The 14,938-nt window shown below is 35.7% G+C and carries 10 protein-coding genes; 4 read left to right on the top strand and 6 right to left on the bottom strand.

The features are described 5' to 3' along the window. Positions 1-113 precede the first annotated feature (113 nt). From PMI_RS15350 to PMI_RS15325, 6 genes are all read right to left on the bottom strand, one after another. On the bottom strand, positions 114-1,019 hold the full coding sequence (locus PMI_RS15350; RefSeq protein WP_012368623.1) for a sensor domain-containing diguanylate cyclase: 906 nt from the start codon (positions 1,017-1,019) through the stop codon (positions 114-116). Positions 1,020-1,057: 38 nt separating this feature from the next. Beyond that, on the bottom strand, positions 1,058-1,528 hold the full coding sequence (bcsD, locus tag PMI_RS15345; protein ID WP_004246549.1) for a cellulose biosynthesis protein BcsD: 471 nt from the start codon (positions 1,526-1,528) through the stop codon (positions 1,058-1,060). A gap of 15 nt (positions 1,529-1,543) precedes the next feature. Then, complete coding sequence (locus PMI_RS15340) at positions 1,544-5,230, bottom strand: cellulose biosynthesis protein BcsC (RefSeq protein WP_012368622.1); 3,687 nt, start codon at positions 5,228-5,230, stop codon at positions 1,544-1,546. A 10-nt stretch (positions 5,231-5,240) separates the two neighbouring features. Then, complete coding sequence (gene bcsB, locus PMI_RS15335; protein ID WP_012368621.1) at positions 5,241-7,589, bottom strand: cellulose biosynthesis cyclic di-GMP-binding regulatory protein BcsB; 2,349 nt, start codon at positions 7,587-7,589, stop codon at positions 5,241-5,243. A 2-nt stretch (positions 7,590-7,591) separates the two neighbouring features. Then, positions 7,592-9,706 (bottom strand): UDP-forming cellulose synthase catalytic subunit, encoded by a 2,115-nt coding sequence (gene bcsA, locus PMI_RS15330; protein WP_050955855.1) that lies wholly within the window; start codon positions 9,704-9,706, stop codon positions 7,592-7,594. A gap of 147 nt (positions 9,707-9,853) precedes the next feature. Continuing rightward, a complete protein-coding gene (locus tag PMI_RS15325) occupies positions 9,854-10,249 on the bottom strand; it encodes a hypothetical protein (protein WP_004246554.1) in 396 nt (131 codons plus the stop codon). Positions 10,250-11,692: 1,443 nt separating this feature from the next. Between PMI_RS15325 and nagK the strand changes: the two genes are divergently transcribed. From nagK to PMI_RS15305, 4 genes are all read left to right on the top strand, one after another. Further along, positions 11,693-12,604, top strand: coding sequence for an N-acetylglucosamine kinase (gene nagK, locus PMI_RS15320; protein WP_012368619.1), 912 nt, complete (start codon positions 11,693-11,695; stop codon positions 12,602-12,604). A gap of 94 nt (positions 12,605-12,698) precedes the next feature. After that, the gene (locus PMI_RS15315) at positions 12,699-13,283 is read left to right on the top strand and encodes a rhomboid family intramembrane serine protease (RefSeq protein WP_012368618.1); all 585 of its coding nucleotides are present in this window, start codon (positions 12,699-12,701) and stop codon (positions 13,281-13,283) included. A gap of 148 nt (positions 13,284-13,431) precedes the next feature. Then, positions 13,432-13,836, top strand: coding sequence for a YgiW/YdeI family stress tolerance OB fold protein (locus PMI_RS15310; RefSeq protein WP_004249797.1), 405 nt, complete (start codon positions 13,432-13,434; stop codon positions 13,834-13,836). A gap of 297 nt (positions 13,837-14,133) precedes the next feature. Beyond that, positions 14,134-14,799 carry a DUF1120 domain-containing protein gene (locus PMI_RS15305; RefSeq protein ID WP_012368617.1) on the top strand — a complete coding sequence of 222 codons (666 nt, stop codon included), beginning with the start codon at positions 14,134-14,136 and terminating at the stop codon, positions 14,797-14,799. Positions 14,800-14,938: the final 139 nt, after the last annotated feature.

The raw sequence follows: 14,938 nt of genomic DNA, 5'->3' as shown, positions 1-14,938 counted from the left end.
ATTTCTTTTATTTTCTTTTCTAAAAAACTCTCTATTTAAAATATAAGTATCCCTCTCCAGATAAGGAGATTTTTATTTATTAATAATGACTTTTATTTGAAATATAGTGTTATTTAATACTCTGAATAAAAACCGTATTTATTTCCTCCTTTCTCTTTTATTGCATAAAGCTGTTTATCTGCTGACTTTAATAGTTCAGATAATGTCTTGCCATCCTTAGGGTATTCAGCAATACCTAAGCTAATAGAAGGAACAATTGTTTTTTCTTTATTGATTTTTATCGGTTTTTCCATTCCTCGCCATAGCGATTCGATGATCTCCAATAACAATAAAGAGCAAGAACGTAATCCAGCAGGGAAAAGTACCGCAAATTCATCGCCACCAAGTCGTCCACAGTAAACCTGCTGGCGTTCTAAGGCTAATAAACGCTGCGCTATCTCACATAAAACATGATCACCAATAGCATGGCCATATTGATCATTAATCGTTTTGAATTTATCACAATCAATAATCCCAAGACAAAAAGATGAAGGTGTCGCAATATTTAATCGCTCCTGTTCAATTTTCTCAATAATACTTAGACGGTTAGCCATTCCAGTTAAAGAGTCAATATAGCTTTTATTTAATAAATCATTTCTTAACTTTACTTTATCCGTGATATCTAAACTTAAAAATGCATAATGAGAAATTAGATTATTTTTATCAAAAATTGGAACGATATTAATATCTTCCCATACTTCTTGTTTATTTTTATTTGGGTTTTTTGCCTCTAATCTTATTACCTCTTTATTATCACTAATGTTAGAAAACACATCTTGATTTTCATCAACTAAATAAAACAAGTTATATCTTTTATTTTTTATACTTTCAAAATTAATATGATTAAATTGGCAGTATTTTTTATTAGCGTAGATAATATTACCTTTTATATCTGTTACTATCATCATAAATACATAATTAGTAAATTGCTTTATTAATAAGTCATTAACAATATTATTATTAATTACTAATTCACTCATTTTTTCCTCCTATGCTTATCAATAAAGCATAGTTTTTATTATTTATCTGATGAACTATTCGCATAACGAAAAATAAAGGCATCTTTTGCATCTGTAGCTTGACGGTGCACATGCATTTTATCATTTCCCCCTTGATGAGTAAGCCAGCCTTCATATAGCCCTTCTAATACACTGGCACTCGCTGCACGCCAATTAGCTTCCTCTTCATTTGCTGAAAAATGTGGCCATGCACAGTGCACTAATAGCAACTCACTCATTGCTGGAGAGATAGTCACAAAGCCCCACTTAAACAGTGTTAAAACTTGATTGATATGTGATTCTAATGACTGGATATTTTCGCTATCAGGTAATGGGTAACGTTGAGCGATATCTTTCCCGATATCTCTTAATTTATTTTCGGCCTGCGTAATATCGTTATCACTAACTATTTGAAAAAATAATAGTTGTGTCAGATCTTGCCAACCGCTTTCAAAAGGTAACTGTAATATATCGCTATCATGTTGGTTCATTACTTATCTCCTTAATTATTTAGATAAAAAGTCTGGGGTGTATTTTAGATATAACCACATATTATCTTCAGCATAATCACCCGATGTATCATGAGATAAGCTGAGCCCTAATTCTGACTCTTTATTTAAATAATATTTAGCATCGAGCCCTAAACGATAGGTAATATTGGTTTCATCTTGCTCTTCATAACGAGATTTAATACGTGAGTCACTCGTATGACGTTTGTTTAACGCATTTTGCATATAAGCATGGGTTGGAAAATAATCACTCCCCTTTTGCTTGTAACTCTGTACCCCTATCGCACCATTTAGCGATACCTCTCCTTTTTCAAAACGACGGGTATAAGCAACAGGCAAAGAGACAGCGACATAATCTTGTGGGCTGAAGTACCCCCCATGCCCTAATGAGAAGTAATTTTGGTTGTTTTTAAAGTTCATATAGTCCACATGAACACCTGCTTTGACTTCTTGTTGCTCATCTTTGTAGAAGTTTGCATAAGAGCCAAGCCAAACTTTTACCTCTTCATTACTTTCAACACTTTTCCCTTGGTAGTTATAGTATCCCCCACCAATATAAGCACCGACTTTGCCATCATCCCATGCATATTGCGCTTTAGCACCATTACGCGTGACCTGTCCCCAGGTTTCTCCCGTTATAGGATCGGTACGTCCCATATAGGAAAGTAAGCTATCTTTAATCGCTCTACGCTCTGCGGTTAATGTTAACTGTCCATTTTGGCCAATTTTTGGTGAGTAAGTCAGTCCACCAACAATAGTGGAACTATCTTTATTCAAAGGTGTTGTTCCAACATCAAAACGTGTATTGTGATCAGATAAAATCAATCCTAATTCAACACCTGAAGCCCGCTGGCTTCCCGCATCATCTGCGTTTATTTTGTTTTTTTCATCATGATTATCACTGTTTTTCGCAAAACGTTCAGCATGCTGCAATTGCCCCGAGCCAAAGCGATTAGCGCGCTCTCCAGAAGCCGTACCGCTGGTGATTGAAACGGGATTAATATTAAATTGCCAGCGCCAATCTTCACCAGGAACACTTGAGATAGCAATCGGTGCCGATATTTCAGTCAAATTTGATAATCCCTTATCACCATTACGATGACGAATAGCAATACCACCTTGTACCCAAGGAGATATCTGCTGCTCTAATTGACGAATGGAGCGTTGAACAGCAACCATCTGTTTATCTTCATTTATAGAGCCAGTCATCACACTATTTTCACTCTCTAGTGCCATTAACTGCCCTGCTGCGGTATTCACCGTACCTGTTGTGTTATTTGTCGTTTGCCATTGTGCGCTACGCAATAACGCCAATGCCTGACGATTTTCACCGTTTAATTGCGCTACTTGTGCTGCTTGTAATAGATAAGCAGGTTGTGAAGATGTCGGTATTTGTTGTAACAGTGTTTTGGCTTTACGACCGTCTTTTTGCGCCAAAGCAACTTCAATTTGTGCTTGAAGTAATTTGCTATCTCTCCCTTGCTGTTTTTCAAGGTAAGAGAGAATTTTATTTGACTGCTCTGGCATAGATTGCGCTAAATACACACGACTTAATGCCATTAATAAGTCTGGATCATCAGGACTTACCTTTAATGAGGTGACGAGAGTTTGATAAGCGGCTTTGATTTCACCTTTTTCCCGTAAACTATCCGCTTGCGCAACATTTGTCAGTATAGCTAAACGTTGTTTCTCGGCTGCTGGCGTTTGTTGCTGTAATGCGGGATCATTAATCAAGCTCGAGGCTTGTGCATAACGTCCTAACGCATTAAACACATTGATATGCCCTGCATAATTTCCCACAGAGCCTTTAGTCCCTTTAGCCAGATCATTTTCAATCAAGTGCAGTGCTTCATCTTGTGCACCACTATTTACCAGTTTTTCAGCTAATTCCCCTACATCATTTGGATAATCAGCCACTTGGTTGATTAAAGGGCGCAGCGTATTGCGCATCGCAACGAGATTGCCCGTTTTATAGTAACGCTCAGCTTGTGTCAGTTGACGATAAAAACGCGCTCTCTCTAATAACGCTTTTTCCGCCTCAGTTTGTTGAGGTTGATTGTTCAGTAGGGTAAAAACTTTATCCCACTGTTTTTGTTCAACATAAAAGAGCGCTGCAATATAATTGGCATCACGTGTTTGACGACGTTCAAGTTGTAAAATGAGCTGATCCGCTTGCGTTTTATCACCTTCGGCTATCATTAAACGGGCTAAATCAAGGTATACCCAATTATTTTGCGGGTTTTTACGTTGTGCCTGAGTTAATAATTGTCTTGCCTGAGTGCGATGACCATTTTCTAACGCCTTTTGCGCATCACGACGTAATCTTTCTGATGGATCAGTATTTGCCGTTAATTTTTGTCGTAAAGATGCGGGTTGTTTTGCTACTAACTGCTCAGCTTGGCTGTTTTTTCCTTGTTGAATAAGCAAGTAGTAATATGCGGAAATAACTTTTTCATTTTGACTATGCTGTTGATATAGTTCAGATAATAGCTGATAAGCAGCAGGTAAATTACCTTGTTTGCGCAATAAATCCGCTTGTAATAAATGTGCTGATAATCCTTTTTCACCCGATGAGTAAGTTAAAGGTGATAATTTATCCAGTGCTTGCTGAGTATTACCTTGCTTAGCTTGTCGTTGCACTTCTCGTAATTGAGAATAAAAACCCGCATCCTCTGCTTGTTGTTTCCATTTTTGCCCTTGTTCCCCCCCTGACTGAGAGGCTTGGTTTAATAACTTTTGTCCGGTTGCCAAATCACCTGAACGTAGAGCGACATAACCTAATCCTGCTAACGCTTGGGCATCTTGACTATCGACCGTTAATGCTTGTTTAAAGTAAGTTGTTGCTTGCTTTAGGTTACCTGTGTTTAACGCTTCATACCCCGCTTGTCGGGCATTACCTTGTATTGCTCCTTGGTAGTGCTGTGCAATGGCTTTATCGTTAGGATTAGTTTGTAGATAAGATTGATACAGCCCTTCATCATCAGGACGTACATTAAGCCATAGTAAGGCTTGTCTTAATCCATTTTTCGCCGTTTCATCACCAGAAATCTTACTTAAAATAGCAATCCCTTCACGACGAGTTTCTTCGTTATAAGTTAATGTTAATCCTAATGCTTTTTGTGTTTCTTTATTATCTGGCACCCGCTGAGCACGTTGTTTTAACCCAGCAATCGCTTGTGGCAACATTGCCGGTATTCCAGCCATAGTTTGATAATATTCAAGTGATAGCGAATCAGGTGGTTCATGTGTGACAAATAAGCGCTGATAGGCTTTTATTGCCTCTTCATGTTGCCCTTTTTGGGCTAATTCTCTCGCGTAACCCAATTGTTGTTCACTAAATTGAGATGAGCGAATATTTTTTAATCCCGCAATACGCGGATCTTGAGGTGCAATCCGTGCCAGTTTTTCACGCCAATAGCTGGCTTGTTTTTCATTTCCTTGTTGCGCAGTAAAAAAAGCCATTAAATACAGCGCATCTTGATTATTATTTTCCATGATCAGCACTTTTTGTAGCGCTTCAATAGCACGTTCATCATGCGCTTTTCCATGCCAGTAATTTGCTTGCTCTATTAACGAGCTGACAATATTCGCATCTGTTGCATTAGCAAGCGTGGAATGGGTAACGCCTAATAAGCAACTGGCATAAATCACTTTAACAATCATATTAAGTGTCTGTTTTTTCATTTTATTCCCCCTATTTATCAACATGACGCTTTGATATTTCACTCAGGCGACGCGTTGAGCGGCGTTGTAACCAGCAATAAACCACGCTCCCTGTTAGCGCACAAAAACCGACTGCCAACATGCCAAGCAAATAGACATGTCTGGTGCAATACCAAAGAAATTGCTGTAATAGAGGCAGGTCTCCCTGTGAAAAATGTTCTCCTAAATGGAAGCTCATCACCGTATCTTGACCACTAATTAAAGTCAGATCCCCTTTAATAGCGGCATTGACATTTGCATGGTTCAAATCACCAATGATGTTTTTAATTGAGTCATTACCTTTTGCAGTCACTAAAACAACCACACGATCTTTAGCCCAAGGAGAGATAAAACTCATCATTCCCCGCCAATCATTTAACGGAGCAAGATAATTTGCCGCATCACTACTTGGTGATAATGGATCACCGGCTAACCAACTTTTAGCTTTATCTATCAATGAGGGAGATTGGATCTCAAGCTGGTTATTTATAAAAGAGAAGGTTTTTTGTGAAAAAGCACTTGGCAAAAAGCCGTTACTACCTAACTCTCCAATCGCCAAGATATCTTTTTGTGCTAACTGATTTTTTTCTAAGGCTTGCGCACCAAGAAAAACAGAAATATAAGAAACAGGTGTACCGGTTGAATAGCCCGATCTCGCCATTAAATTAACTAAAGTATATAGCTCTTCAGTTGTGGGGTTTTCTGGCAATAATAATGTGGTTTGAGAAAAATCTGCCCGGCGACTAAATGGGAACGATGCACCTGAAAAATAGGCTAAATTAGGCATTCTGGAATAGTGCCACGTATTTTTAAATTGTAAGGTTGATTGCGGATCAATACGACTAATCAATCCTTGGCCATCCGTTAAAATACAGGGTGCATCATCATACTCATGTAAATCAAAATAGAACTCTAATTGATTTTGACTGTAGATTTGTCGTGGATCTAAATAAAGCGTACTACTTTGCTGTGCACTCTCCATCCCTAACCACTGCCTTAATATTCCTAATGGCTCTGAACGAGAAGGATATAACGCACCAATAAATTGATGGTTTAAAGATGCAATTAGCGAAGAGCGACGGCTATTTATTTTATCTGAATGAGGAAAAACATATTGCAGATCTAAAGGTAGCGCATCTCCATCCCACCAAAAGAGATCGGGTGAGACACGAAACGAAAATTGATTAGGAGCATGATTTATTCCTTGGCGAGTAAAATCATCACGACCATGAGCTATCTCACCCAATGTTACGGGATGATTGGTATTTAACCAACGTGGGGCATCATAATCCTGACGTACCGGAATATGTTGAGCAGCAACCGTTAATTGGTCATTTGGTGGTAATTTGCCACTATTTAATGCCCATGCAGCTTGACGTAATGTTTTTTCATCATCACCGCTAATCAGTAATAATTTAAATACGGGATCAACAGGGTTATCGACTATTGTGAGCTGCCCATTTTTTCCTGATGGTAAGGTAATACCTGCAATAGTCTGTCCGGCATAACCAATTAAAACACCATCGCTATCAGGTAGTTGATTCATTAATACAGGTAAATCTATTTGTTTAATATCATGACTAAAACTACCAAACCAAGAAGCAGCAATAGCGGCAGCTGTTACCTGCCCATTATCTGGTTTATCGGCTAAAACAATAGGTAATGAGGTCGCTGTCATTCTGTCAGGATCAAAGAACGGTAGGGGCAGTCGTTCCAAGCTATACCCGCCATTAATCCAACGACCTCGATAATTTAATGATGAATCGGGCGAAATCACCAAACTTAACTCATCAGCTAAAGGAGGAATACACTGCTTTTCATCTAAAGCATCGCGACTGGCAAGGCGAAAACTCAAGTTGTTTACATTGGTCAACATCATTTCAGGGATTTCTAACATATACTCATGTTCTTGCTCACCTTCTTCTAAAGGCAAAAATCCCATAGGTTGACCATTTAGCATCAAATGTAACGTTTGATCGGCTTGCACTAATCCCGATGAAGCTTTCACTTTCATGGTGAGTGTCGCACTATCGATAAACAGATCATTTGCCATACGAAATGTCACGCCGGATAATAAACGTCGACCGGATAATACTATTGGTGATGGACTCCCCATCTGAGCTAATGTTAACTGCTCTTCAATATTACGCGCCTCGGAGAGTGCAACATCATCAAATAGTTGCGTACTTACTGTGGGTTGTAGTGGCGGATGAGTATAAGATGTTGGCTCTGGTAATACTTCACCATCTAGCTCTAGCATTCCTGTTGTCGCATAGCAAAAATGAATACTCGCCATGGCAATAACCGTCAGACTTAGTATTGATGTCAGTTTCTTTTTCATACCTAGTCATCCCCATTAATAGATTGCACAGAGAGAGAGGTTTTTGCTCTTTTTACCGGTGCTTTTACTTTTTGACGACGACCAAAGAACAACTCAAAAATACAGCCAGTGATAGCACCTAACTCTTTTAATGGTTTGTCTTGATATTGTGTTTGATGAACCCAAGCATCTGCTCGACCAAAGATCACCCGTACTAACTTACGGCGTAGATTTAAATCCATTGGTAAAAAAGCGAGACGTAACTGGCTATTTTCTAAACTGACCATTTCCACAGGAAGCGTAACAACATCACGTTGCACCATTAACGTAATGCTATTAACAGTACGCTGGCGTAATTCAGCTATTTTATTAATCGCAATACGCACTCCCCCCATAGAAATATCTTCGGTGGTAGTTTGTAATTCAGCGCCATCATCAAAATGTAAAGTGATAGGAAGTGATGCCTTAATGCGGGTATTTTTACGAATTTGGCGTGTTTCTTTACCTACTGCGATCGATGCCAACACAATAAATAAACTATAAGTTGCCCAAACCAAATTCAATACAATGACTAAAGGGTCGATGCCTTGAAAATCATTTAATAAATAACGAATGATGACCCATGAAATACCCATAACTAGAAGTAGCGCAGTAATAATCAAAGGGCGTACCGTTAGATAATCCATATAGCTTTTATCAAGCAAATCGCCTTTATCAGTGACATTAAATTTACCTAATTTAGGCGAGACTAAACTGAGCAATGTAGGCAGTACTAAACTAAATGCCATCACTGTTTCATAGATTTCTCCCCAGAAAGAATAGCGATATTTACCAATATTTCGTGAGTTTACATACACCGACATAATTAAATGTGGTAATGCAAAGGCAAAAATCATACTGGCAGAAGAGGCGATAATATTGAGGTTGAATAACATAAACAGTAAAGGTGCGGTTAAAAAGATAATCCGAGGCAACCCATACTGAAAATGCATCATCGCATTGAGATAACATAACCGCTGAGGAAATGTTAAGCCACGGCCTAACATAGGGTTATCAACACGAAAGATTTGTGTCATTCCTCTAGCCCAACGAATACGTTGATTAACATGTAATGCTAAACGCTCTGTTGCTAGACCTGCAGCTAAAGGAATATCAATAAATGCCGAATTCCAACCTAAACGTTGTAATTTTAATGCCGTATGGGCATCTTCTGTGACTGTCTCAACCGCAATACCACCAATTTCTTCTAGGGCGCTACGACGCATTACCGCACATGAACCACAGAAGAAGGTTGCATTCCAATTATCATTACCTCGTTGAACAGGGCCATAAAAAAGTGCACCTTCGTGAGGGCCGTTTTTGGCGGCACTTAAATTACGTTCAAAAGGATCGGGTGAATAGAAATAGTGTGGTGTTTGCACCAAAGCTAATTTTGGATCTTCAAGGAAATAACCCACCGTTGCCTGTAAAAATATACGGGTAGAGATATGGTCACAATCAAAGACGCAAATAAGCTCACCATCAGTTAATGCCATTGCGTGATTTAGATTACCTGCCTTAGCGTGATCGTGCTCTTCACGCTCAATATAAGTCACACCAACATCATTGGCGAATTGCTTAAACTCTTCACGGCTACCATCATCCAAAAGATAAACTTTCATTTTATCTTTTGGATAATCAATACCTTGTGCAGCTAAAACCGTATCACGTACCACATCTAAACTTTCGTTATATGTGGGTACATAAATATCCACTGTTGGCCATAACGAGATATCTTTTGGTAATGGCGCTATTTTTCTATTTAATGGCCAAGCTGTTTGGAAATAACCTAAAACTAAAATAATCCAAGAGTAGATCTCAGCCAAAAATAATCCTGTACCCAATATCCCTTCAATAGAGGTATTAAAATTAAGTGTGTGGGTTGCTCGCCAATACAGATAACGTGTAGACATTAACAATGATAAAAAAATCATTGTTAATAATCGTTTTTTTGACTTTTTAGAGCCAATAATAAATAACAGCAGAATATTAATTATACCAAATATATATTGTTGTTTAGCACTCATTGGCATAACAATAAGCGAAAACATTGTTATTAATAAAAAAACTGTTATTAATAGTTTAAATAATTTATTCATAACCCCGTACCTTGCCATTGCTATTATTTTCTTTTTTAAGAAAAAATTCATTCTTGGTACGATAGACCAATAAATTCTTTTAAAAAAAGAAAATACCAATAGCTATAAATTGACATAAGTCAATATTATTTATATTTAAGAGCTTGTTTAATTAGCTGATGCAATAAATAAAAATATCTTTTGCAATGAGAGCTTTTCATTTACTAGGCACTTATCTGTGGTTTTTTTTTCAAATAACTGATTATCTAGCAAACACTTACTTTGCTTATTAACTCTATTTTTTTCTTTTACTTCCGAGGCTAAATCTTGTGAATAAGAAAGAGAAGTCGCTATATTAGCTGTTTGTTTTTGTCTCTTTTTAACTTTAGATATATTCAAGAACTCTTCATTATCCCCTGATAGGGAGTCTTTATTATCCTGTTGATTTATAACACTATTACTAATATTACAGGCTATATTACCTGTCGTTTGAGAAGAGAAATCTTGAAAAGTAAACCCCTCTTCCTGAAACTTATTTTTTAAATTATCTATATCATCATACATAATATGAACCCTTAAATAATCGCACCTAATACCTTGTCAAACAATTAAAAACCTCACCAAGATAAGGATACAAAAACAATTAAAATAAGCTTATTTAAAAGCTAACACCTAAGAGTTGCAGGACAACTTTCATTTATTTATACAAACCTAAATCATGCAGAGTAATTTTACTTGTAAAATATTTCATCTAATAAAAAAGACACTGTCTAATTGTAAGTAATGATTATTTAATTTGAATTGTATAATTATTTTAATAGGAAATACAACGCCTTCAAAATAACTATTTTTCGCTCAAATTGTATTTTATTTTATCTAACTGTGTATTTTTACTTAATACAATGTTAATGAAAAACACAAAAAAAAAGTCTCTTTTTAACGTAAAAAAGCAGGTTAATTCCCCATCTAATAACGTAATAAAACTAATAACAAATTGTATAAATTTTATAAAAATAAAATCCTGTAATTATTACCTTGTAATATAATTTATTCTAAGAAGAAAAAACATTGAGAAAAGTAATATGAAATTTTTCAGCTACTGATCTTTTTTAAATGTAAAATATGGCTCACAAAGCAAAATGCGATGTTGTTTTTTTGTGTTGATCATCATCAAAAAAAGACACATTTTTATAAGCGAAAAGTGTATTTTTTTCATAGAGTAGCTAACACATTGTCATGCTATAAAAAGAAAATAACTTTATTTATTCAGACCCATTAAGATAATCTAAAAAAAATAACTTAAAAGAGATGATTTAATAACAATATTCTTTATTGTTTATTAATAGGAAAAACAACTATCATTAACCATAAAATCAGGATAATTAACCAAGATTATATTTTACGTATTAAATAATATTGTTAATAATACTTAATAAAAAGAATAAATATACTAGATACGAATACATTAATTAACTTTAACACTATAATAACAATAAATCTTTAACTGACTGATTTATAATAAATAATGCACACCTTGTAGATACTATTACTATATACAAGTATTAATACGTATATTTTTGTTTTTTTATATCATTAAATAGCACTTAACTACGTTTTTATACTAATAAAAATACATCAAATAACAACCATCTATTTTAGATATAATGTTAACGATAACATTTTCGGAACCACTCCTTTTAAGAGTATTCCTATCATATTAATCCATATTTTCTTTATTAAAATCTAAAAACTAGTCATTTTATGATAGTTTTTTCTATTAAAAATGGGGTTAGAAAAAACGTTTCACCTCCTGACAAGATCACAAAATGCGCTTATCTACGATTGTTTCTATGCTATCTTTAATAAATAGTGATAAATCTTATAATCTGTGGAAGTAATAGACAGAGAAAAAACGCGTTAACTGAAGTTATGACCATTAAGCACCATAGCTTCTTCTCTATTTAATTAAGCTACGGATTACATTTACAGGATAACTAAGAGACTGATATGTATTATGGTTTTGATATGGGTGGCACAAAAATCGAGCTCGCCGTTTTTGATAAAGATCTGACTCAAGTATGGCAAAAACGTGTACCAACGCCAAAGAATGATTATCAAGCTCTATTAAATGTTTTTAAAACACTCACTTTAGAAGCTGATAATGATTTAGGCAGTAAAGGAAAAATAGGTATCGGTGTTCCTGGCATCGTCAACGCAAAAGAAGGAACTGTATTTACCACCAACGTGCCTGCTGCCAAATATAAACCGATGATCCACGATCTGGCTAATATTCTTGAACGCCCCGTCAAAGTTGAGAATGATGCTAACTGTTTTGCCTTATCAGAAGCATGGGATCCTGAATTTCGTCATTATCCTTCAGTACTGGGTTTAATATTAGGTACGGGTGTTGGCGGTGGTTTTGTCATTGATGGCAAAGTACTCTCTGGTAAAAATGGTATTGCCGGTGAAATAGGTCACATGAATCTTAATGTAGATGCTGATAATGTGATTGGTGAGACCATGCCAAAAATATTGTGCGGTTGTGGTAGAAAAGCCTGCTTTGAGACTTATTTATCTGGTCGTGGTTTTGAACGTATGTATAAAGCCTTTAATGGCTCACCACAAAGAGCGGTGGATATCGTTGCACAATATTATCAAGGCGATGAACAGACCCAACAGCATGTTGACCGCTATATGAAAGTATTAGCCATTTACCTTAGTAATATTCTGACTGTACTTGACCCACATTTAATTGTTATTGGTGGCGGTTTATCACAATTTGACGCACTGTATACCTTATTACCGGATTATCTCTCACATTGTGTATACGGTAATACACAAATTCCAACAATAGAAAAAGCACGTTATGGTGATGCGGGTGGAGCAAGAGGAGCTGCCTGCTTAAATTTATTAGACTGAATATAATAGAAGAAGAGCCATCTAACAGAAAGGCTCTTCTCTTTACAGTAGATTCATAAATAAAGGTCATCACCTACAATAAAGGCTTATCGTTATGGATCGTCTCTGGCTAAAAAGAAGAATTTATATTCTCGGTGGTTTAACTATCCTTCTTTTCTTATTACAAATTATAGGGAGCCTCTTCCCTGTCCATCTTCTTCAATATGGTATTATTCCAAGAAGCAGCGAAGGTTTATTCGGTATCTTTATTTCACCTTTTATTCATGGCTCATGGTCTCACCTTTTTAGTAATTTATTACCTTTTCTTATACTTAGCTTTTTATTGATGACACAGTCATTACGAGAATATTGCTATTCAAGTATTTTTATCATTATCATCAGTGGGTTATTAGTTTGGTTATTTGGGCGTAACGCTATTCATGTCGGTGCAAGTGGGTGGATCTTTGGATTATGGTCACTGCTAATTGCCCATGCTTTTACTCGCCATAAAATTATCGATATCGTCATCGCCTTATTTGTGCTGTTTTATTACGGCTCTATGGCTTATGGATTAATCCCCGGGCAATTAGGGTTTTCTACAGAATCACATATCGCGGGCGTTATCTCTGGGTTGCTTTATGCTTGGTGTGCAAGAAAAATCATTCGTCGGAAAAGCCGTGTAGTAGAAATAATAAAATGAAATAATTACACCATCATTTATCAATAACAAGTTGATAAAATTGATATATTAATACCAATATTTACTTTAATATGCATTTTTATAGGAAGAATTGAACTAGAATTAATCTATCTCTAAGTGAATGTTTAAACCAATAAGCGAGCCTATTATGAAAAAAATACTAGTTTTATTAATTGGTAGTACATTGGCTTTTGCATCTCAAGCCAATTCAAACCAACAAAATAGCGGTGGTTTTGTTGCCCCACAAAGCGCTATCACCACCACAGAGCAAGGTGGATTTAAAGGTCCTTCAATTAGCGAAACCACCGTTGCTAAAGCAAAAACACTTTCAGATGATACTTGGGTTATCTTAACAGGCAAAATCACCAAAAAAATTGGTGATGAGCTTTATGTTTTTGAAGACACAACAGGTGCTATTAATGTTGAAATAGACCAAAAAAGATGGCGTGGTCAAACCGTTACGCCTGAGAATACCGTAAAAATTGAAGGTAAGATCGATAAAGAGTGGACAAGTACTGAAATCGATGTAAAACAACTGAGCATTGTTAAATAACTATACTCTTTAAAAAGACATATAAAGATTAAAACATTATGTGTCTTTTTATTTATTCCCTTCTTTTATCCTTATCCATTGATGCTTCCTCCATCAATTTATCATCGGATTATGAACAATATAGCGCCACCGTTTTATTGTTAGCTTTGTCACAAAAGCTTTTTTGATTGTTTTTATTTTAAGTAAGAAAAAATACTTAAATTACGTAATTATTAAATATTTTTTATAAAAAAACAAAACGCATCAAAAAATGACGGCTATAATTTGATAAATTACTATACCGCCATAGGAGGATGTATGTTTAAAAAATATTTATTAGCAATTTCTTTATTAGCATTATCCAGCGGTACTACTTTAGCAGCTAACCCTATTGCTAAATTAAAAGTCACAGGAAGGATCAAGCCTCCGACTTGTACTATCAATAATGAAGAGCAAGAAGCCACAATTATCTACAACTTTGATATCACTCCAGGTCTTTTCCCTGAAAAGGGTGACTTAAAGTTAGCAGGTCAATCAAAAAACATTGTTATTTCTTGTGATTCAAGTACTTATTTAGCTTTTGTTGCAACAGATAATAGATTAGGAACACAGAGCCAAGAAAGTGAAGCCTTCTTTGGTTTAGGTCACTATCAATTTAAAAATAAAGATGATGGAAAAAATGCAGAAACAAAAGTAGGCTATTACACCATCAATATCAGCAATGCCACTGTCAAAAAAGAAGATGGTAGTAAGTTTGAAAAAGCTTATATCAAATCTAACAACGCCACGACATCAGTTCCTAATACATTAATTCATAAACAAAGTGAGTATGGTTGGGCTTTGCCTGGTAAGACATCTGTTGCAGGAAAATCTTTTGCTGCTGACTTTGAAGTCAAACCCGTCATTAATAGCCAAATGAAAAAAATCGAAGGCGAAGCTGAATTAGATGGCTTAGCCACTTTGACATTTCAATTTGGTATTTAATATTAATAAAGTGTAAGGTATTTAACAATTACCTTACACTTTTTATTATATGTTTTTTCATTCATTATAATAAGACTCGTATTTAAATACTCAAACAAAGAAAGTAATTTATTAATTATCTTATTTTGATTTAAATAAC

The organism is Proteus mirabilis HI4320 (genome assembly GCF_000069965.1).
GTDB classification, from domain to species: Bacteria; Pseudomonadota; Gammaproteobacteria; order Enterobacterales; family Enterobacteriaceae; genus Proteus; species Proteus mirabilis.
This window is presented reverse-complemented; position numbering and strand designations above follow the sequence as displayed.

Excerpts from the sequence above, each read along its gene's own strand:
- bcsB (WP_012368621.1), bottom strand. The coding sequence starts at position 7,589 with ATGAAAAAGAAACTGACATCAATACTAAGTCTGACGGTTATTGCCATG.
- PMI_RS15340 (WP_012368622.1), bottom strand. The coding sequence starts at position 5,230 with ATGAAAAAACAGACACTTAATATGATTGTTAAAGTGATTTATGCCAGT.
- PMI_RS15315 (WP_012368618.1), top strand. The coding sequence starts at position 12,699 with ATGGATCGTCTCTGGCTAAAAAGAAGAATTTATATTCTCGGTGGTTTA.
- bcsD (WP_004246549.1), bottom strand. The coding sequence starts at position 1,528 with ATGAACCAACATGATAGCGATATATTACAGTTACCTTTTGAAAGCGGT.
- nagK (WP_012368619.1), top strand. The coding sequence starts at position 11,693 with ATGTATTATGGTTTTGATATGGGTGGCACAAAAATCGAGCTCGCCGTT.
- PMI_RS15305 (WP_012368617.1), top strand. The coding sequence starts at position 14,134 with ATGTTTAAAAAATATTTATTAGCAATTTCTTTATTAGCATTATCCAGC.
- bcsA (WP_050955855.1), bottom strand. The coding sequence starts at position 9,706 with ATGAATAAATTATTTAAACTATTAATAACAGTTTTTTTATTAATAACA.
- PMI_RS15350 (WP_012368623.1), bottom strand. The coding sequence starts at position 1,019 with ATGAGTGAATTAGTAATTAATAATAATATTGTTAATGACTTATTAATA.
- PMI_RS15325 (WP_004246554.1), bottom strand. The coding sequence starts at position 10,249 with ATGTATGATGATATAGATAATTTAAAAAATAAGTTTCAGGAAGAGGGG.
- PMI_RS15310 (WP_004249797.1), top strand. The coding sequence starts at position 13,432 with ATGAAAAAAATACTAGTTTTATTAATTGGTAGTACATTGGCTTTTGCA.